Genomic DNA, 21454 nt, shown 5'->3' with positions numbered 1-21454 from the left:
TTTGAGATTAATATTTCTATTTGTTTAAAATTATTCAGTTATTTCTTCGTTATCATTTTGTTCGTTATCCTCCTCTGATTCCGGCAGATCAACATCGGTACCTAGACTAGCTTGATTCTCACTCAACTCTCTTCCCTCATTCTCTTGTCTGGCTTCTTGTTCCGCTTTTTGCTCGGCAATCTCCTCTTCACTCTCAGACAATACTTTACATACAGAAGCGATTTCGTCGTTGCGCTTTTCCAGATTAATCAAACGAACACCTTGAGTAGCACGTCCTATTACGTTCAAATCGGCCACTTTCATACGGATAGCGATACCCGACTTATTGATAATCATTAAATCGTTCTCGTCCGTAACATTCTTGATGGCAACTAATTTACCGGTCTTCTCCGTGATATTAATGGTTTTTACGCCTTTACCGCCACGATTCGTTATACGATAATCCTCGATAGAGGAACGTTTTCCATATCCCTGCTCTGATACGACGAGTACGGTCTCTTTTTCCTTGTCCTTGATACAGATCATACCAACGACTTCATCGGTATTATCCTCGTCCAAAGTCATACCTTTCACTCCGGAAGCCGTACGGCCCATTACACGTACCGCGCTTTCATGGAAACGGATCGCCCGGCCATTACGGTTCGCTATGATCACCTCGTTGTTGCCATTCGTCATACATACTTGGATCAAGCCATCGTCTTCACGCAATGTAATAGCGTTCACACCGTTTTGACGAGGACGGGAATAGGCCTCCAACAAGGTCTTTTTGATCACACCTTTCTTCGTACAGAATAATAGGTAATGAGAATTAATGAATTCCGTATCGGTGGTTAATTTCTTAACACGTATAAAGGCTTGTACCTTATCATCCGGCTCGATATTCAGAAGATTCTGGATCGCACGTCCTTTAGCGTTCTTAGCTCCTTCCGGAATCTCGAATACCTTCAACCAATAACATTTACCTTTTGCCGTGAAGAATAATAAGGTCGCGTGCATGGATGCCGGATAGATATACTCAACGAAATCCTCGTCTCTAGTCTCGGAACCCTTCGCTCCTACACCACCACGGCCTTGCGCACGGAACTCACTTAACGGGGTACGTTTGATATATCCCATATGAGATACGGTAATGATCATCTCATCATCCGCATAGAAATCCTCCGGATTTAATTCCTCAGAGGCGTAAACGATATCCGTCTTACGTTCGTCGCCAAATTTATCCTTGATTTCCAATAATTCATCTTTGATAACCTTCATACAAAGGTCCTCATTCTCCAGAATCTCATTCAAATAAGCGATCAACTTCTCGATCTCCTCATATTCCGCACGCAATTTGTCTTGTTCCAGACCTGTCAACTGACGAAGTCTCATCTCGACAATAGCACGTGCTTGAAGCTCAGATAAAGAGAAACGTTCGATCAAACGCTCGATAGCCTCTTGCGGGCTCTTGGAAGACTTGATAATCGCGATTACCTCGTCTATATTATCGGAAGCGATGATCAAGCCTTCCAATATATGAGCTCTCTCTTCCGCTTTCCTCAATTCATATTTTGTACGCCGGATAACGACCTCATGACGGTGCTCAACAAACGCCTTGATTAAGTCTTTTAAGTTAAGCAACCTCGGACGGCCGTTCACCAAAGCGATATTATTAACGCTGAATGAGGATTGCAGAGCCGTAAGCTTATACAATTTATTCAGTACGACACTCGAGTTCGCGTCACGTTTCACGTCAACTACGATACGCATACCGCTACGGTCGGACTCGTCATTGACATTGGAAATGCCATCGATACGCTTCTCGTTTACTAGGTCAGCGATATACTTGATCAACTCAGCCTTATTTACCAAATAAGGAATCTCGGTAATAATAATCTTCTCATGATTATTCTCCACCTCAATCTCGGCTTTACCGCGAAGGATGATACGTCCCCTACCCGTCTCGAAAGCGTCTTTCACGCCTGCGTAGCCATAAATTGTAGCGCCTGTAGGGAAGTCCGGAGCCTTGATATATTGCATTAAGCCTTCTACCTCGATATCTCCCTTGGCATCGATATAAGCGATACAACCATCTAATACCTCGCTCAAGTTATGAGTCGGCATATTCGTAGCCATACCAACGGCGATACCCGATCCACCATTTACAAGTAAGTTAGGAACACGAGTCGGCAATACGGTCGGCTCCTTCAACGTATCATCGAAGTTAAGCTGGAAATCTACCGTGTCCTTATCGATATCCCGGAGCATTTCTTCGGCGAGTTTACTCAGTCGTGCCTCTGTATAACGCATAGCGGCAGGACTATCACCGTCCACTGAACCGAAGTTACCTTGTCCGTCTACTAACGGATAACGCATAGACCATGTCTGGGCCATACGAACCATGGCGAAATATACAGACAAGTCGCCATGTGGATGATATTTACCTAAAACTTCACCAACTATTCTCGCAGATTTTTTATAAGGTTTGTCGGATGTGTTACCCAGTTCATTCATTCCAAATAAAATACGGCGGTGAACCGGCTTAAAGCCATCCCTAACATCAGGAAGAGCACGTGAAACAATGACAGACATTGAATAATCAATGTATGCCGATTTCATTTCCTCTTCGATGTTAATCTTAATAATTCTGTCTTGATCAACCATTTAGTTTTATATTAATTACACTCAATATCTCACCTCTGAAAAATTGCACTAAGGTAAGGTTTTTCCGTATACTACGAAAGAATTTGTCTTGAAATTTTGCGCCTCTGGGCTTTTCAAGGCTTATTAAGGAATAATGGCACGAAATTTGATGATAGTTGGAATAGATTATGTAACTTTGCGTAATCAGTACATATATAATATAGTATGAAAAATTATTCGAAAAGATTGATTGACGTGATTGAGTATAGCCGTGAAGAAGCGGCTAGGCTCCAGAATAGCTATATCGGGCCGGAACATTTGATGCTAGGCATCATCCGGGAAGGCGAAGGCGAGGCAATGCGTGTCTTGCGAGAGCTACATACCGATCCGATGGATATTAAACGCAAGATTGAGCAAGAAATAAAGAATACATTCGATTCTGAGGATTCTGTCCAGCATGAGATCGCTATAAGTAAGACTACAGAACGTGTCTTGCGTATGAGTATGCTGGAATCTCGTTTATTCAAGGAAGATGAGACCGATACGGAACATCTTCTATTGGCGATATTGAAAGAGGAGTTTAATGTCGCTGCCAAGGTGTTGAACGATGCGGGTATTACTTATCGTTCCGCATATAATATATTAGTAAGCGGAACCGGTTTGAATAATATGGAGGAATTCGACGAGATCAGCGACGGATATACGGATGATGACGAAGATGACGAGGACGAAGGTTTCTCCTCTCGTCGTGAGGCATCTCGCCCCTCTTCCGGTGCTGGAGCGGGAGCCGCTCAACCGAAATCCCCTAATGATACACCTGTTCTGGATAACTTCGGAACGGATATGACACGTGCCGCCGCAGAAAACCGTCTAGACCCGATTGTGGGACGTGAGAAGGAGATCGAGCGTTTGGCCCAGATATTAAGCCGTAGGAAGAAAAATAATCCGGTATTGATTGGTGAGCCGGGTGTGGGTAAGTCGGCTATCGTAGAGGGATTGGCTTTACGCATTATTCAGCGTAAGGTTTCCCGGGTGTTATTCGATAAGCGTGTGATTAGCTTGGATATGGCTTCTATTGTCGCCGGTACGAAATACCGCGGACAATTCGAGGAACGTATTAAGGCTATCTTGAATGAGTTATCGAAGAACCCGAATATCATCCTCTTTATCGATGAGATTCATACGATTGTTGGCGCTGGTTCCGCTTCCGGATCTATGGATGCGGCGAATATGCTGAAACCTGCGTTGGCTCGTGGTGAGATTCAATGCATTGGCGCTACTACTTTGGATGAATATCGTAAGAATATCGAGAAAGACGGTGCGTTGGAACGTCGTTTCCAGAAAGTGATCGTTGATCCGACTACGGCGGAAGAAACTTTGCAGATCTTGCGTAATATCAAACCTCGTTATGAGGAGCACCATAATGTGATCTATACTGAAGATGCTTTACAAGCGTGTGTAAAATTGACAGAAAGATATATCAGTGACCGTAATTTCCCGGATAAGGCGATCGATGCTTTAGACGAGGCCGGTTCCCGTGTACATATATCTAATATCATTGTTCCGAAAAGTATCGAAGAGCTTGAGGCAAAGATCGAGGATACGAAGAATGAGAAATTAGCGGCCGTGAAATCTCAGAACTTTGAGTTAGCCGCAAGTTTCCGCGATAAGGAGCGTCAGTATTTATTGCAACTGGAGGCCGCGAAAGCTAAATGGGAACAAGAGCTTCAAGAACATCGGGAGACCGTTGATGAAGAGAAGGTCGCTGAAGTTGTTGCCATGATGTCTGGTGTGCCTGTTCAACGTATCGCTAAGGCAGAGAATGTCAAGCTTCTGGAAATGGCGGACGTATTGAAAAGTAAGGTGGTCGGGCAGGATGATGCTGTTCAAAAGATTGTAAAGGCAATTCAACGTAACCGTGTTGGCTTGAAAGATCCGAATAAGCCGATCGGAACTTTTATGTTCCTAGGACCGACGGGTGTAGGTAAAACTCACTTGGCCAAGAAGCTTGCTGAATATCTATTTGATTCGGCGGATTCTTTGGTACGTATCGATATGAGTGAATACTTGGAGAAATTCGCTGTTTCCCGTTTGATCGGAGCGCCTCCCGGATACGTTGGTTACGAGGAAGGTGGCCAGTTAACAGAGAAAGTACGTCGCAAGCCCTATTCGGTGGTCTTATTGGACGAGATCGAGAAGGCGCATCCGGATGTATTTAACTTGCTGCTGCAAGTCTTGGATGAAGGCCGTTTGACGGATAGTCTGGGTAGACGTATTGATTTCAAGAATACGATCTTGATCATGACTTCCAATATTGGTACCCGGCAATTGAAAGATTTCGGCCGTGGCGTTGGTTTCAATACTCAGATGGCTGGTGAGCCGGATAAGGATTTCTCCCGTAGCGTGATCCAGAAAGCGTTGAATAAAGCATTTGCTCCAGAGTTCTTGAACCGTGTGGATGATATCATTATGTTCGATCAGCTTGATAAAGCCGCTATTCATAAGATTATTGATATTGAGTTACAGGGTCTGTATCAGCGTGTATCAAATCTGGGCTATGAGTTGTCGATCACAGACGAGGCAAAAGATTTCATTGCGACAAAAGGCTACGATATCCAGTTCGGTGCCCGTCCGTTGAAGCGTGCGATCCAGAAGTATCTGGAAGATGAGATGGCGGAGATGATTATCCGTGCCTCAGTAGGTGAAGGCGATACGATTATCGTAGACTTTGATAAGGAAGAGCAGAAAATCACGACTTCGATAAAAAAGAAAGATGCTGAATAAGTTTGTCTATGAATATAGAAGCCGGGCGTGAGTCCGGCTTTTTTTATGTTCGTCCATCTTATTCGTCTGTCATTTTGACACGCAAAAAAAGCATGACCTAATTGAATAGATCATGCTCTTATTTCTTTTTTTACTTAAGTACGCAGGATGAGACTTGAACTCACACGCCGTAACCGGCACTACCCCCTCAAAGTAGCGTGTCTACCAATTCCACCACCTGCGCATTTTAGGAAGGGTGCCCAGAACAGGACTCGAACCTGCACGATCGCAAAACCACTCGCACCTGAAACGAGCGCGTCTACCAATTCCGCCACCTGGGCAATCAATACGAGAAAGAGCGGAAGACGGGACTCGAACCCGCGACCCTAACCTTGGCAAGGTTATGCTCTACCAACTGAGCTACTTCCGCATATACAACCGCTTTGTTCTCGATTGCGAGTGCAAAGGTAGTGATTTCATTGAAACCACCAAGCCTTTGCGTTACTTTTTTATTGGATTTTTTTGACCAATTCCGTAAATAGTTGTGTCATAACAGATGCTGCTTTATTAGCCGCTACGATAACATCGGCACCATCATTTACAAAGTCGTCAGCGAAGTGATAACCTTCGTTCGTGATGACAGACATACCGAATACACGCAAGCCCGCATGACGTGCCACGATTACTTCCGGTACCGTACTCATGCCGATCGCATCTCCCCCGACTTTTCCATAGAAAGCGTACTCGGAAGGAGTCTCGAAGGAAGGGCCTGTCAAACCTACATATACACCTTTCTTTAACGGGATAGATCGGGAGGCGGCTATTTCTTCCACATAGCGGATAAATTCACGATCATAAGCACGGGTCATATCCGGGAAACGAGTGCCGAAATCCTCATTGTTCGGACCGATCAGCGGGTTCGGCATCATATTGATATGATCCCGGATGATCATCAGATCACCTACCTTGAACGTATTATTGATACCTCCGGCGGCGTTCGAGACCAAAAGGTTCTTGATTCCTAAGAGCTTCATTACACGTACGGGAAAAGTGACCTGTTGCATTGTGTAGCCCTCATAGTAATGAAAACGGCCTTGCATAGCCAAGACTTGCTTATCCCCTAGTTTGCCACAAATAAAATTCCCCTTATGCCCGGTAGCGGTAGATTTCATAAAATGTGGGATCTCTGCATAAGGTATCACTATAGGATCTGTTATTTGATCGGCTAAAGAGCCTAAGCCACTACCAAGGATAATGGCGGTCTCCGGGTTACCTTCGATCCGGCTAGCTAAATAGGCGGCCGCTTCCCGATATTGTTCGGTTTTAATCATTTCCATATTTAATCAATTTAACGTTTCATCAAGTTATAAGCTATCTCTGTCGCTTTCTCGATAATCTCGTCCTCTCCCGGTACCTTCTTATTCTCCATCAATATTTTACCATCACAGATAACGGTATCCACGCAACTGCCGTTGGCGGCGTATACAAGATTTGAGACGAAATTGAAGTTCGGGGTAAAAGCGGGGGTGTTGAGATCTATCAAACATAGATCGGCTAAATACCCTTCCTTGATCTGCCCGGCTTTTAAACCGAACATAGCGGCTCCTTCCGCAGTAGCGGCTTGCAGCATCTCATTTGCGGTCAAGGCTTCGGGATCCTTTCGCCAAGCTTTTCCTAACAGGGAAGCCAGCTTCATCGCCTCGATCATATCCAAGTTATTGGAAGAGGAACAACCGTCCGTTCCCAATCCCACGGTAATACCCAATTGGCGCATTTCCTTAAACTTAAAATGAATACCGGAAGCCAGTTTCATGTTTGAGGCCGGGTTATGTACGACTTTCACCTCGTGATCGGCCAACATGCGAAGCTCGTCATCATCGATGTAAATTCCGTGAGCGATAATCAAACGTGGAGAAAGCACACCTAACTTATATAAATAACGTACAGGAGTGAGTCCGAATCTATCGAGAGAGTCTTTCACTTCCCCCTCTGTCTCTGCTAGATGCAGATGGATCGGGATTTGATGTTCCATAGCGAACCGATGCGCCCATTTCAGAAGCTCACCGGAAACGGTATAGATGGCGTGCGGCCCGATCGAGAAGCGAACCCGTTTGCTGTAGTTATCCACATCTTGGATCAGTCGCTCGTTATGGCGTTTGCATTTCTCCGCCTCTTCTTTATCAAAACCATCGAAGCAAACGCCGGCTATGATACCTCGCAATCCCATCTCCTCCGTCACATCGGCCGTGACACGAGGGCGTTGATACATGTCGAAGAAAGTGGTCGTGCCACTTTTTATCATTTCCAAGCACGCTAATTTCGCTCCCCAATATACATCCTCACGGGTCATTTTCGCCTCATTCGGCCAGATCTTTTGCTCAAGCCATGGCATAAGCGGCATATCATCGCCGAAGCCGCGGAACAAAGTCATGGCAGCATGTGTATGAGCGTTCACGAAACCGGGAATGACGGCTTTACGGCTACCATCCAGTATCTTATCGGCAGGAAAAGACAAGCCCTCTCCTATTTGCTTGATCTCTTTTCCTTCGATATAGATATCAATCGTCCTATCGTTAAACAGAACATTCTTTATTAATATACTCATCTTCTTCCTTCTTATTTATATAAACGGTAGAATTCCGCTACCGACTCGATTCCCTTGAAGAAGATATCCAACTCCTGACTCTCGTTGGGCGAATGGATCGCGTTTTGCTCCAAGCCGAATCCCATCAGTACGGTCTTGATACCTAATACCTGCTCGAATGTAGAGATAATAGGAATGCTACCTCCGCGACGAACCGCCAACGGTTTCTTCCCGAATGCGATACCAACAGCCTTTTCTGCCGCTTGATAAGCTGGCAAGTCTATCGGACAAACATATCCTTGCCCGCCATGGCTGGGCGTAACTTTCACTTTAACATAAGGTGGGGTCACACGAGCTATATACTCCTCAAACATTTGGGAGATCTTGGCATGATCTTGGTGTGGAACCAAACGAGTGGAAACCTTGGCATAAGCCTTTGAAGGCAATACAGTTTTGCTTCCTTCCCCCGTATATCCGCCCCAAATACCACAGATATCGAAAGAAGGCCGACAACTATTACGTTCTAGCGTAGAATAGCCTTTCTCTCCGAAAAGAGCGTCTACCCCGATCGCTTTCTTATATTTTTCCTCGTCGAATGGGATTTGGGCGATCATCTCCCGTTCTGCGGGAGATACATCCTCCACGTCGTCATAAAAACCCGGGATCGTGATGCGTCCATCCACGTCGGTGATATCTGCCATCAATTTGCAAAGTACATTGATCGGATTCGCTACGGCTCCGCCAAAATGACCGGAATGCAAATCGCGGTTCGGTCCGGTTACTTCTATTTCCCAGTAAGCCAAACCACGTAAGCCTGTCGTGAGCGACGGTGTTTCAGCGCTGACCATGCTTGTATCGGAAACGAGGATTACATCCGCTTTCAATAATTCTTTATGTTCCCGGCAAAAATCTTCCAAGCTAGGAGAACCTATCTCCTCCTCTCCTTCGAAAATAAACTTCACGTTACACTGTAACAAACCTTCTTTAATCGCTGTCTCAAAACCTTTTACTTGAATCATACCCTGTCCCTTATCATCGTCTGCTCCACGGGCCCAAATGCGTCCGTCCCGGATCACCGGCTCGAAAGGTTCACTCTTCCACAGTTCTAGTGGTTCGGCAGGCATCACGTCGTAATGAGCGTAAACCAATACGGTCGGAGCATTGGGAGATACCATTTTCTCGGCGTATACGACAGGATTGCCTTTCGTAGGCATTACCTCGGCCTTATCCGCACCGGAAGACAACAGCACCTCAGTCCAACGCTGGGCACATGTCAACATGTCCGGCTTATTCTCATGCTTGGCGCTGATTGACGGAATGCGGATTAAAGAGAACAATTCTTCAAGAAAACGATCCTTATTGGATTCGATATAAGATTTTACTGACATAGCGTTTTATTTTATCAAGTTTATAAATTGTAGCAAATATAACGAAACAGATGGGGATTGCAAGGAGTTTTATGGTATTTTAGCCGTGTTACTACAATAGGCGTGCAGTAACACGGCAAGGCGGGTTGCAGTATACGAAAGAGTTTCATCCCATGATCCATTTAGCTCGTTCACCTAATATACGGTACATGAACCAAGTAAACGCCCATGAGATTATGAAAATCAAAAGTGCCATTATGGGTACTTGCAAAGGTATCGGTAAATCAAACTTCCCGATCAAGATAAAGATCGGACCTACGACAAAATAATGTACGATATAGATTCCGAAACCATATTTGGATATTTTCGATAGTTTTTTAGCTATGAGAGTATTATGAATACGTACCTTTTGAAGAAGAATAAATACAGCTGCCGTCATTAAGACTACATTCGGACTACAGAAGGTGAAAAATAACTCCATATCCAATTCTGTTGCCTCGGGATTCGCTGCGGCCGAACTGAATCCACAATAGGTTATGGCATAACCAACCACAAACATGGCTGCGCAAATAGCGAAGGTTTTCCAAATATTCCAATTATTACCTTGTTTTAAGTAATGTCCTAATAGGAGATATCCGTTGAATCCTGCGAAATAATAAAACATGCCGAATTGATTCCACGTCGCTTCCCCGTATAAATATTTGCTGATATAGGCAGACATATAAGGCAAGAAAAGAGATACGAACCATATCCCTAAATAGACCCTCTCTTTGGAACGATCCGCCTTCTCGATCCATGCGGAGAAGAATGGCATATACAGATACAATCCGATGAGTAAATAAATATACCACATATGGTTTTCCTTAAAACTGAAATTGAACGGGATCATGGCGATGTCTTTCAATGCGTCGGATAAGGATTGTGACTCATTTCCTTGCACATAGCAGAAAAACTCACCGATTATCTCTTTCGGCAAACCTAATAGCCCTGTAACCCAAGGGAATATATTGTATAATACAGACCATATCAAAAAAGGAAATAATACCCTATATATTCTCTTTTTATAGAAAACACCTAAAGATTGTTCCCGTATAGGCAATAGTAAAAGTCCCGTCATCATAACGAAAAGAGGAACGGAGGGCCGTAAAAGAGAGCCGTAAACAGCGGCCCAATGTTTATATTCCGGTAAACTTCCGAGTGTAGGTGAGATATAAAAAGGATCTATACAATGTACTCCGATAACCATCAGCATAGCTACGGTTCGTATTACATCGAGCCACACGATATGTGACTGTGTTGTTGCGTTGTTCATGGATTTATGTGTTAAATTTAAAAGATGGGTGACAAAGATAGAGCTTAGTATGAGAATTTTGTTTATCTTTATTGTTAATTTATTGTATCAAGTATTATGGTCAAACGAATTATCATTATTGGCGCTACCTCCGGTATCGGCTATGAGGTTGCTAAGATTTATTGGAAACGAGGATATCAACTGGGATTGGCTGGTCGTCGGGTTGATCGGTTGGAGGAGTTTCGTAAGCAAGATCCGGAGCATATCCAGATAAAGCAGTTGGACGTGACCGCCGAGGATGCCGCTGATCGTTTAGACGAATTAATCCGTGATTTGGGAGGAATGGACATCTTCCTGCTTAGTTCAGGGATCGGCAACCAGAATAAATACTTAGATACTTCCATTGAACAAGCTACGATACAGACGAATGTGACAGGCTTTACACGTATGGTACTAGCGGCCTATCGTTATTTTTCCAGTCAAGGTGGCGGGCATATATCTGTAATCAGCTCTATTGCCGGAACCAAAGGATTAGGTGTCGCTCCCTCCTACTCGGCTACCAAACGATACCAAAATATTTATATAGACGCTTTAGCCCAACTTTCCCGTATGGAGAAACAGCCTATTATACTTACGGATATCCGTCCGGGATTTGTCCGTACGGATTTATTGAAAGACGGCAGGAATTATCCTATGCTGATGTCTCCCCAATATGCCGCCCTGCGTATCGCCAACGCTATAGACCGGAAAAAGAGAAGGGCGATCATCGATTGGAGATACGCTATCCTTGTCTTTCTCTGGAGACTGATCCCTGAATGGCTTTGGGAACGGCTGCCGATACGGAATTAGGATCGGATATGTTAGAGGTTCATCTTTTTTGCTTCTACATTAGATTTTCTCTTGCGCCGGGAGCATGCTGAAGGACCGCACCGACTATCTGGCAACTATCCAATTCATCACAATCGCCACATGTATTAAAGCCTTTTCCGGATACACATTTGCATATTTCACAATAATCACTGCAATACGCAAATTTCACTCCGTCCGCACGACAACCCATACAGTTTATAGTTGCGGCTGTAATTTCGGGCGCATTGTTCATGGCGCTCCACTTTTGTGCGGTTTTTTCTCTTAGCTCATTATCATTCTTAACTGTGGCTATGCGGGCATCGCAACTTTCGCAATCTAATCCGCAACAGGCTATTAATTGTTTCATTATTTAGTTGTCTATTTATTTTCTTGTTTGTTTCTGTCCTTGCTTTTACTTTTCGGCAAACATAATAAAAATTCCTACCTTTGCGCCCAATTACTAATTTTTTAATCTATACAGATGGGTTTATTTATTAAGAAGCCTTTAGCGGATTTGATGACCGAGGCAAATGATTCGGGCAGTAAATCGCTGAAGCGTATCCTTGGCCCGTGGAGTTTGATCGCCTTAGGTGTCGGTGTTATTATCGGTGCCGGATTGTTCTCCATTACGGGTGCGGTGGCCGCCGGGTATACGGGGCCTGCCATTACTTTATCTTTCGCTATCGCCGCCTTGGGCTGTTGTTTCGCCGGGTTATGTTACGCCGAGTTCGCTTCCATGATCCCGGTGGCAGGTAGCGCATATACCTATTCGTATGCCACGATGGGTGAGTTGGTCGCTTGGATTATCGGTTGGGATTTGGTGCTCGAGTATTGCGTGGCCGCTACGACCGTTAGCATAAGTTGGAGTCGGTATTTGGTCGTTTTTCTGGAAGGATTCGGAGTACATTTACCGCAAGCCTTGACGGCTTGCCCTTGGGATGGCGGTATCGTGAATATCCCGGCTTTCGTGATCGTGGTGTTAATGAGTATTTTGTTGATACGAGGGACGGAAGGAAGTTCTATCTTCAATGGGATTATCGTATTCTTGAAAGTCTCCGTAGTCTTGGTGTTCGTAGTCTTGGGATGGAAATATATCCGTATGGAGAATTATACGCCTTATATACCCGCTAATACGGGGACCCTAGGCGAGTTCGGTTTCTCCGGTATCCTACGAGGGGCGGCTATCGTATTCTTTGCTTTCCTCGGTTTCGACGCTGTAAGTACGGCGGCGCAGGAAACCAAGAACCCGAAACGGAATATGCCGATCGGGATCTTGATGTCATTAGTGGTTTGTACTATATTATATATGTTGTTTGCCCACGTGATGACCGGAGTCGTACATTACTCAGCGTTTGCTGGCCAGAATGGAATCGCTCCTGTGGCAATAGCTATCGATCATATGGGGCAAATGGATGCTTCTGGTGTGATTCGTCCGGATTACCCTTGGATGAACCGGGCGATCGTAATAGCTATTTTACTGGGGTATTGCTCGGTTATCATGGTAACGTTATTAGGACAGAGTCGTGTATTCTTGAGTATGAGCCGGGATGGGCTGCTCCCTCCCCTATTTTCCCATATCCATGAGAAATTCCGCACGCCGGCACGAAGTAATTTCCTGTTTATGTTATTGGTCGGTGCATTGGCAGCTTTCGTTCCGGCGAGCGTAGCGGGTGAGATGTGTAGTATCGGGACTTTGTTCGCTTTTACGCTAGTTTGCGCCGGGGTATTGATTGTCCGTAAGACAATGCCGGACGCTCCCCGATCTTTCAAGACCCCGTTGGTTCCGTTCGTGCCTATCGCCGGTATCATAACTTGTCTGGTAATGATGCTTTTTCTCCCGGCTGATACATGGATTCGTTTGGTATTATGGATGTTAATCGGTCTGGATATATATGTCTGCTATGGAATCAAACATAGCAAACTGGAACATATGCAGAAACATCGCTCGGGACAGACCACATTGGATATGATCGGTATTACCCTATCCGTGCTTTGCGTGATCACGGGGCTTTGGCACCAGCAAACCGTGGGATGGGGCGAGAGCAAAATCTTATTGATTATCTCATTCGTATTCGCTTTTACGCATCTAGCTTTCTATCTTTACAGACTCGGGAAGCAGTTTACGAGCCTTACCCGTTAGCGATTCAGCACGATTAGTCTCGATGGCTCACGCGACTAGTCCCGATGGTCAATACCAGTAGTGGTGAAGGCTTATGCGAGTAGTCGCGTTGACCTTCACCACTACTGGCGTACTATACCACTTCCTTTGATACGATTTATCGGATTCTAGCTCTTAAAAGTAAGCCTCTTATTCATCATAAAATTAACGGCTCCGTAAACGAAAAGTCCAAGGAACTGACCCAGATATTCATTTAGATCGATCACCTCCACCATTAAAAGCAAGAATATGAATTGAGTAGCGTAAGCGCAACCAAAAGCGATTAGGAATAAAGGAATCTCCTTCCAGAAATTACCTTTCCCGGAAGAAAATACCCAGTATTTACTCCAAAAGAAGTTATTCACCAAGGCAGCCACATATCCAGCCATGTTCGACCACAAGTAATTACAATCCAGAATATCCATTAATATCCAGATTACCAATGCGGTGATCAAAGCGTTAGAAGAACCTACAATGGCGAAACGAAGAATACGAACAGATTCCTTCATGCTGTTAATTATACGTTTCGAATGACAAATATACGGGTTTATTTCTATATTTGTGCTGTACTTTTGATCAAGTATGTAACATTCTTAAAACAATTATGAGTATGATTAGACTAAATGTATTTATTCAAGTAAGTGAGGAGAATCGTCCAGCCGCATTGGAGACAGCGAAAGAATTGGTTGAAAAGTCTTTGAAAGACAATGGCTGTATAGCTTATGATATTTTCGAGAGCTCTACTCGTAGTGATGTATTGATGATTTGTGAGACGTGGAAAGACGCTGAATCCTTATCAGCTCACGAAAAAGCTGAGCATTTCGTAACGTTGGTTCCTAAATTGCAAGGATTAGGTGCGATGAAACTTGAGAAATTTACATTTTAAGGGTTTTATGTAGGATATTATTATCAGCCTGAGCATGCTAAAAAATCATAGTTATGAATCCTTCAACTTATAACTATGAATGAAAGAAAACATAACTATGATTTTTTTAGTGTTATCGCTCGTTGATTGAGATATATTCCCTATCGTCCAAAACGTTCTTGTAAGCCGGACGGATGATGCGTTTTCCGTCAAAGTTCAACTCCTCGATACGGTGAGCGGTCCAACCCACGATTCGGGCCATGGCGAATAAGGGCGTATAGATTTCCTGTGGCAAACCGATCATCTCATAAACGAATCCGGAATAGAAGTCCACGTTCGAGGAAACCCGTTTCTTAGTTCCTTTATGCTTGGCGAAACATTCGATCGCTCTTTCCTCTAATAACTCAAGGAAGGCGAATTCCTCAGAGCGACCTTTCTCTTTTGCCAGATCACGAGCCAGTTCCTTTAATACGACCGCACGGGGATCGGAAATCGTATAGACCGCATGGCCGATACCATAGATCAAGCCTGTCTTGTTATAAGCCTCTTTGTTAAGCATCCTCATGAAATAAGTATCGATCTCGTCCACGTTCTTCCAATCTGCGATATTCTCTTTTAAATGATGGAACATATCTACTACCTGAATATTGGCGCCTCCGTGCAACGGGCCTTTCAATGAGCCGATACCAGCTGCGATAGATGAGTACGTATCCGTTCCCGTAGAACTAGTGACGCGTACCGTGAACGTAGAGTTATTACCACCACCATGTTCTGCTTGCAATACCAAGAGCAAATCCAACGTACGTGCGTCCAGATCCGTGAAATCACGTTTCAGCATGTGAAGGAAATTTTCTGCGATCGATAAGTTCTCGTGCGGATGACGGATGTGTAAAGAACGCCCCTGTGTGCTATGACGATAAATATTGTAGGCATAAGCGATAATCGTCGGGAACTTAGAGATCAATTCAATAGATTGGCGCATTAAGTTATCTCGGGAGGTGTCGTCCGGGTTTGCGTCGAAGGTATACATCTCCAATACGCTACGAGCCAATATATTCATGATGTTCTGTCCTTCCAGATCCAGAATATTCATCTTGGTCTTTTGCTCCAAGGGCATATTATCGTTCAACAGTTCTTTAAAGGCTGATAATTCCTCTTTATCGGGGAGTTTACCAGAAAGTAATAAATAAGCCACTTCCTCAAAACCGAACCGTTTTTCCTTGATGAAATCACGCGCTAAATCCTCTACGTCGTAACCTCTATAGAATAACTTACCGGGGATCGCTTTAAGACCGCCCTCTGGCAAGCGTTCGTATCCTACTACATTACCGACTTGGGTCAATCCTACTAACACGCCGCTACCATCCTCGTTACGAAGGCCACGTTTCACATTATACATCGGGAAAAGTTCGTTGTCAATCTTGCAAGCCTCTCTGGCAGCCTCGGACAATTTGTAAATTAAATATTCTTTCTTCAACATGACTATACTAATTTAATTGTTTCGATAATAGAGATGATACGATCACCAAATTCTTTGGTGCCGAGAGATTTGCCATTCGGCATAAAACGAGCCAAGTCATGAGTGGCCTCTCCAGCGGAGAAAGCTTGCTCCATAGCGGATGTAATCAGGTTAGCTGCATCACTCCATCCCATATATTCCAGCATCATCACGGATGATAATAATAAGGAAGAGGGGTTTACGAGATTCTTTCCCGCGATATTCGGAGCGGTTCCATGTGTTGCCTCGAAGATCGCATGACCACTGTTATAGTTGATATTAGCGCCGGGAGCAATGCCAATGCCACCTACCATTGCCGCTAATTGATCGGAGATATAATCGCCGTTCAGGTTCAAGGTAGCGATCACGGAATATTCTTCCGGAATTAATAGAGTGTTTTGCAAGAAAGCATCGGCTATGACATCCTTGATAATGATTTTACCGGCCTTTGAAGCTTCCACTAAGGCGGTATTGGCCGCTTCCTCGCCTTGCTCTTTCTTGATCTTCTCATATTGAGGCCATGTGAAAGTGAGATCCGCAAACTCCCGTTCCGCTAAAGCGTATCCCCATAGTTTGAAACCACCTTCCGTGAATTTCATGATGTTACCTTTGTGTACCAAAGTCACGCTCGGTAACTGATGCAATATCGCGTATTCGATAGCGGCACGCACCAGACGCTCCGTACCTTCCACAGAAACCGGCTTGATGCCGAAAGAGGAAGTTTCCGGGAAACGTATTTTCTTCACTCCCATTTCCTCGGTGAGGAACTTCAATAACTTTTGTGCCTCCGGAGTCCCTTGTTGCCATTCGATTCCGGCATAGATATCTTCTGTATTCTCACGGAAGATATACATATTCACTTTTTGCGGCTCCTTTACCGGAGATACGACTCCTTTAAACCAACGAACCGGACGGAGACAAACATATAAATCCAACGTCTGACGGAGGGCCACATTTAATGAACGGATACCTCCACCAATCGGAGTTGTCAACGGTCCCTTAATACCGACGATGTATTCACGGAATGCTTCCATAGTCTCATCGGGAAGCCAACTTCCGGTTTGCTTAAACGCCTTTTCGCCGGCTAAGACCTCTTTCCATTCAATGGAACGGGTTCCGTTGTAAGCTTGCTTGATGGCAGCGTTTACTATCTTTTGGCTAACGGGAGTGATCTCATGCCCCACGCCATCTCCTTCAATATAAGGGATCGTCACGTGATCCGGAACGAAAATATGATTACCTTTCTTTGTTATCTTACTCATGATATCAAGATTTTTTTGTTTGTCTTAGTGAGCTGTATTTAAAGCGGAACCCGCCTTGAACCATTTAATTTGTAAATCATTATACGTATGGTTAACCGGGAATGATTCTTGCGTACCATCCGCATGAAGAAGAACGGCCGTCAACGGTTTGCCCGGCTGAAAATCTTTCAATCCGATGATCGAGATATGGTCATTCTCACGGATCTTGCTATAATCCTCCTTATCGGCGAAAGTCAGTGCTAACATTCCTTGTTTCTTCAAGTTTGTCTCGTGGATACGGGCGAAACTCTTGGCTAGGATCACTTTTACATTTAGGAAGCGAGGCTCCATGGCTGCATGTTCCCGGGAAGAGCCTTCACCATAGTTTTCTTCCGCTACGACGATCGAGGAAATACCATTTGCCTTGTATTGTTTCGCTACGGCAGAAACTGCTTCATATTCATTGTTCAGTTGATTCAATACAGAGTTTGTCTTCCCATTGAAAGCGTTTACGGCTCCCATCAACATATTATCCGATATATTTTCCAAATGCCCACGGAAACGTAACCATGGACCGGCCATCGAGATATGATCCGTCGTACATTTACCTTCAGCCTTGATAAGAAGGGGCATATTCGTGAAATCCTCTCCGGTCCAAGGAGCGAAAGGCTTTAATACCTGTAGGCGATTGGATTCCGGATCGATGTTCACCACTACGTTCTTACCCGTAGGTGCCAGATAGCCGTTATCCTTTACCTCGAAACCTTTCGGCGGAAAATCCGTGCCTTTCGGTTCTTTCAGTTTCACAACCTTACCATCCTCTGTCTTCAAGGTATCGGTCAAAGGATTGAAACATAGATCACCTGCGATGGTCAAGGCCAGTGTCAGTTCCGGAGAAGCGACAAAAGCATGTGTATTCGGATTACCGTCCGCACGTTTAGCGAAGTTACGATTAAATGAAGTAACGATCGAATTCTTACGGGTATTATCATCCGTATGACGTTTCCATTGTCCGATACAAGGACCACAGGCATTCGCCATAATGGTTGCGCCAATCCGTTCAAAATCACCGATAATACCATCTCTTTCCGCCGTATAACGGATTTGCTCGGAACCCGGGTTGATGATCAAGGGTGCCGCTACCGGTATTTTATCCTCATAAGCTTGGCGAGCAATGGATGCCGCACGGCTTAGATCTTGATAAGAAGAGTTGGTACAGGAACCGATTAATCCCACCTCCATCTTTCGGGGATAGCCATTCGCTTTTACTTTTGCGGCAAACTCCGAGATAGGCGTAGCTGCATCCGGCGTGAACGGACCATTGATATGCGGCTCCAATTCGGAAAGGTTAATAACGATTACACGATCGTAAAACTTATCTGGCTCGGCACGAACGTCCATATCCGCTTCCAGATATTCACCGATAGCTTCGGCCCAGCTCGCTACCTCGTCACGTCCCGTGGCACGAAGATATTGAGCCATTGTATTATCGAATGGGAATAAGGAAGTAGTCGCTCCTACCTCGGCACCCATATTACAGATCGTAGCTTTTCCGGTCGCTGAGATTGAGGCGGTGCCCGGACCGAAATATTCGATGATAGCGTTCGTTCCACCTTTTACGGTTAAGATGCCCGCTAGCTTAAGAATCACGTCCTTCGGCGAGGCCCAACCATTCAAACTACCAGTTAACTTAACACCAATTAGTTTCGGCATCTTCAGTTCCCATTCCATTCCGGTCATGACATCCACGGCGTCGGCTCCTCCTACTCCGATAGCGACCATTCCAAGTCCTCCGGCATTCGGGGTATGTGAATCAGTTCCTACCATCATACCGCCGGGAAACGCATAATTTTCCAATACCACTTGATGGATAATGCCTGCTCCGGGTTTCCAAAAACCGATTCCATATTTATCGGAGACCGATTTCAAGAAATCATAGACCTCGCTATTGCTTTTGGTAGCCGTATCGATATCCGTCTTGGCTCCCATATTCGCTTGGATCAAATGGTCGCAATGCACGGTAGCCGGTACTGCGGATTTTTCTTTTCCGGCGTTCATGAATTGTAAAAGCGCCATCTGAGCGGTGGCATCTTGCATAGCCACACGGTCGGGACGGAAATTCACATAATCCTCACCTCTTTTGAAAAGGCGAGTCGAGCTTTCATCGTATAGATGCGCATATAAGATTTTCTCGGCCAAGGTCATCGGGCGACCACCGATACGTTCGCGGGCTGTGTCCACTCTTCTGGGGAAATTCGCATAGAAATTTCTAAGCATGTCAATGTCGTACACCATATTCATATTCGTTTTTTATTGTAAGCCTTTTCGCAAATATATTTATCTATAACCAGCTAAAATGTAATAAATAAGACATCTGCCAATGAGTCTTTGTTTTTATTATCAACAAATATATAATATAATGAAATACAATTTGTTCGATAATTTCTATGAGGTTATAGAGGTTATTTATAATCTCCCGGATAACTTAGAAAAACGGGCTAATCGCACGTTTATTAATAAAACGTACCATTAGCCCGTTTTGTTCAAGCCTTGGAGCTGTTTTTTCTACTTATCGAGACTTTCTTTCCATCTTTGGGCATAACTATGCAAAATAGATGCGATACCCTCTCCGATCCGGACATAATCTTCCCGTTTAAGGTTAGCTAAAGATGCGCGGATAGACCACTCGGGAGCATCAAAACCTCCTCCGTTCAGTAAAACCAAGGAAGTTTCCTGTGCCAGACGGAAAACGACATCCAGAGGTTCGTAATTCTTTTTTAGATATTCCACGAAATCATCCCCATAGAATTTCTTAGCCCAGACAAGCATATCGATCTCACTATAATATCCCGCACGCAAAGGGTCGTCTAATAAGGTGAATCCGGTGCTTTCCCACAATGTGTGTAAACGCTCGTGGATCATATCCTGCATCCTTTTCTTATAGGTATTTTCCGCATCTAATAGAGCGAAAGACGCAAACAGAGACATTTGTGTTTGCTGTGGCAAGGAAAGACCGGCCGTATGATTCAAGGCTACTTGACGGCTATCGGCTACCATACGATCAATAAAGCGGATATCCTCGGGATGTAAGGATAGACTGCTATATCGTTTTTTTAGAAGCTCCTGTTTATCTCTTGGCAATTCACGGATCATCCGGTCGTAAATATTATCTTGATGTAAAGCGATTACCGCCAATCTCCATCCGGTTGCCCCGAAATATTTGGAGAAAGAGTAGACACATAACGTATTCTTTGGTAATTCGGCCATCATCGAGCGAAAATGCGGAATAAATGTCGCATACACATCATCCGTAATAATCATGAGGTTGGGATTGTCGTTCCGTACGATCTCAACGATCCTATTCATCAATGCTTTTGTCAATCCGTATGAAGGCGGGTTGCTCGGGTTTGTTATGAAAGCGGCTTTCACGCTAGGATCTTTCAGGACATCTAAATCTTTTTCTTGATATTGCCACGTGTGATAGCCGTCTTTTGTCATCTTCAAGGCTTTTATCTCTATGACATTAAAAAGATAACGAGCCTGTTCCGGAATCTCTATATAAGGAGTGAATACCGGAGCGAAGAGAACGATCTTGTCTCCCTTATTCAACAAGAAATTCTGCTGCAAGGAATCGAAGATATAACACATGGCGGCAGTTCCGCCCTCGGTAGCGAAAAGGTCGAATATTCCCTCAGGGGGCTGGTTATCACATAATTCTTGGTCTAAATAATCCCGCACGAGCATTTCCGTATATTTCAAGATACGATCGGGAACCGGATATTGATCACCAATGACACCTTCCGCCCATTCGTATACAAGCTCATTCTCATCTACACCTTTTTCCGTGACCAGATATTCATAGGTACCCTTCAATAAAGTAGCGCCGGGAGATTGCGCATGTTTCTTTAGAAACTGTACGAAGCGAGACGCGATCCTTTTGCGGTTGGGAACCCCTGCGGCTCCGGCCATCTCATCTGCCAATTCGGTTTCCCGCTGGCATTCCTCCAAGGCGAACTGCCCTAATAGGAAGAATGCCTCCCGTGGAACCGTACTGATCCAGTTTGGATTTCCCCTTCCTGCGTTCAGCATGATGTGCGTACTTTTACGAGCGCTCTCATCCGCTAACTCTATCAAGATGTTCTTTAGCTCGAAAGGGCTAATCTCCGACATCTTTTTCTCATATTCTCTCGTGATCTGTATTTTCTTCTTTTCCATA

15 protein-coding genes and 3 tRNA genes are annotated in these 21454 nt (G+C 44.6%); 4 read left to right on the top strand and 14 right to left on the bottom strand.

Annotation, left to right across the window (positions count from 1 at the left end; all coding sequences use genetic code 11):
* Nucleotides 1–30 precede the first annotated feature (30 nt).
* The gene (gene gyrA, locus ACYIA1_RS06795) at nucleotides 31–2643 is read right to left on the bottom strand and encodes a DNA gyrase subunit A (protein WP_122135186.1); all 2613 of its coding nucleotides are present in this window, start codon (nucleotides 2641–2643) and stop codon (nucleotides 31–33) included.
* A 204-nt stretch (nucleotides 2644–2847) separates the two neighbouring features.
* On the opposite strand from gyrA, the gene ACYIA1_RS06790 reads away from it, so the two are divergent.
* Nucleotides 2848–5406 carry an ATP-dependent Clp protease ATP-binding subunit gene (locus ACYIA1_RS06790; protein WP_005862303.1) on the top strand — a complete coding sequence of 853 codons (2559 nt, stop codon included), beginning with the start codon at nucleotides 2848–2850 and terminating at the stop codon, nucleotides 5404–5406.
* Between the two features lie 139 nt (nucleotides 5407–5545).
* Here the strand turns inward: ACYIA1_RS06790 and ACYIA1_RS06785 are convergent.
* From ACYIA1_RS06785 to ACYIA1_RS06755, 7 genes are all read right to left on the bottom strand, one after another.
* A tRNA-Leu gene (locus ACYIA1_RS06785) sits at nucleotides 5546–5629 on the bottom strand.
* Nucleotides 5630–5642: 13 nt separating this feature from the next.
* Nucleotides 5643–5726 (bottom strand) — tRNA-Leu (locus ACYIA1_RS06780).
* Nucleotides 5727–5742: 16 nt separating this feature from the next.
* Nucleotides 5743–5815 (bottom strand) — tRNA-Gly (locus ACYIA1_RS06775).
* A gap of 79 nt (nucleotides 5816–5894) precedes the next feature.
* Nucleotides 5895–6722: a purine nucleoside phosphorylase I, inosine and guanosine-specific gene (locus tag ACYIA1_RS06770; RefSeq protein ID WP_005862304.1), complete on the bottom strand. Its 828-nt coding sequence runs from the start codon at nucleotides 6720–6722 to the stop codon at nucleotides 5895–5897.
* Between the two features lie 11 nt (nucleotides 6723–6733).
* Nucleotides 6734–7990, bottom strand: a complete 1257-nt coding sequence (locus ACYIA1_RS06765) for an amidohydrolase (RefSeq protein WP_480334795.1) — start codon at nucleotides 7988–7990, stop codon at nucleotides 6734–6736.
* A gap of 11 nt (nucleotides 7991–8001) precedes the next feature.
* The gene (locus ACYIA1_RS06760) at nucleotides 8002–9357 is read right to left on the bottom strand and encodes a dipeptidase (protein ID WP_009017450.1); all 1356 of its coding nucleotides are present in this window, start codon (nucleotides 9355–9357) and stop codon (nucleotides 8002–8004) included.
* A 145-nt stretch (nucleotides 9358–9502) separates the two neighbouring features.
* A complete protein-coding gene (locus ACYIA1_RS06755; protein ID WP_008772162.1) occupies nucleotides 9503–10648 on the bottom strand; it encodes an acyltransferase in 1146 nt (381 codons plus the stop codon).
* A 96-nt stretch (nucleotides 10649–10744) separates the two neighbouring features.
* On the opposite strand from ACYIA1_RS06755, the gene ACYIA1_RS06750 reads away from it, so the two are divergent.
* The gene (locus tag ACYIA1_RS06750; RefSeq protein WP_413639794.1) at nucleotides 10745–11476 is read left to right on the top strand and encodes an SDR family NAD(P)-dependent oxidoreductase; all 732 of its coding nucleotides are present in this window, start codon (nucleotides 10745–10747) and stop codon (nucleotides 11474–11476) included.
* Nucleotides 11477–11510: 34 nt separating this feature from the next.
* Here ACYIA1_RS06750 and ACYIA1_RS06745 read toward each other — a convergent pair whose 3' ends face one another.
* Nucleotides 11511–11843 carry a DUF3795 domain-containing protein gene (locus ACYIA1_RS06745; RefSeq protein WP_087342680.1) on the bottom strand — a complete coding sequence of 111 codons (333 nt, stop codon included), beginning with the start codon at nucleotides 11841–11843 and terminating at the stop codon, nucleotides 11511–11513.
* Nucleotides 11844–11957: 114 nt separating this feature from the next.
* Here ACYIA1_RS06745 and ACYIA1_RS06740 point away from each other — a divergent pair, with 114 nt between their 5' ends.
* Nucleotides 11958–13616: an amino acid permease gene (locus ACYIA1_RS06740; RefSeq protein WP_005862312.1), complete on the top strand. Its 1659-nt coding sequence runs from the start codon at nucleotides 11958–11960 to the stop codon at nucleotides 13614–13616.
* A 146-nt stretch (nucleotides 13617–13762) separates the two neighbouring features.
* Here ACYIA1_RS06740 and ACYIA1_RS06735 read toward each other — a convergent pair whose 3' ends face one another.
* Complete coding sequence (locus tag ACYIA1_RS06735; protein ID WP_005856979.1) at nucleotides 13763–14143, bottom strand: GtrA family protein; 381 nt, start codon at nucleotides 14141–14143, stop codon at nucleotides 13763–13765.
* 101 nt (nucleotides 14144–14244) lie between these two features.
* Here ACYIA1_RS06735 and ACYIA1_RS06730 point away from each other — a divergent pair, with 101 nt between their 5' ends.
* Nucleotides 14245–14520 (top strand): putative quinol monooxygenase, encoded by a 276-nt coding sequence (locus ACYIA1_RS06730; protein WP_005856980.1) that lies wholly within the window; start codon nucleotides 14245–14247, stop codon nucleotides 14518–14520.
* Between the two features lie 112 nt (nucleotides 14521–14632).
* Here the strand turns inward: ACYIA1_RS06730 and ACYIA1_RS06725 are convergent, their stop codons facing one another.
* The 4 genes from ACYIA1_RS06725 to ACYIA1_RS06710 form a co-directional block, all read right to left on the bottom strand.
* Nucleotides 14633–15976: a citrate/2-methylcitrate synthase gene (locus ACYIA1_RS06725; protein WP_008772165.1), complete on the bottom strand. Its 1344-nt coding sequence runs from the start codon at nucleotides 15974–15976 to the stop codon at nucleotides 14633–14635.
* A gap of 5 nt (nucleotides 15977–15981) precedes the next feature.
* Nucleotides 15982–17259 (bottom strand): NADP-dependent isocitrate dehydrogenase, encoded by a 1278-nt coding sequence (gene icd, locus ACYIA1_RS06720; protein WP_005856984.1) that lies wholly within the window; start codon nucleotides 17257–17259, stop codon nucleotides 15982–15984.
* 24 nt (nucleotides 17260–17283) lie between these two features.
* On the bottom strand, nucleotides 17284–19533 hold the full coding sequence (locus ACYIA1_RS06715) for an aconitate hydratase (protein WP_480334790.1): 2250 nt from the start codon (nucleotides 19531–19533) through the stop codon (nucleotides 17284–17286).
* A 270-nt stretch (nucleotides 19534–19803) separates the two neighbouring features.
* On the bottom strand, nucleotides 19804–21453 hold the full coding sequence (locus ACYIA1_RS06710; RefSeq protein ID WP_480334788.1) for a bifunctional aspartate transaminase/aspartate 4-decarboxylase: 1650 nt from the start codon (nucleotides 21451–21453) through the stop codon (nucleotides 19804–19806).
* Nucleotide 21454: the final 1 nt, after the last annotated feature.

Source organism: Parabacteroides sp. KHUB-02, from assembly GCF_056640955.1.
The sequence above is the reverse complement of the archived record's forward strand: the minus strand, read 5'-3'. Positions and strand labels throughout refer to the sequence as shown.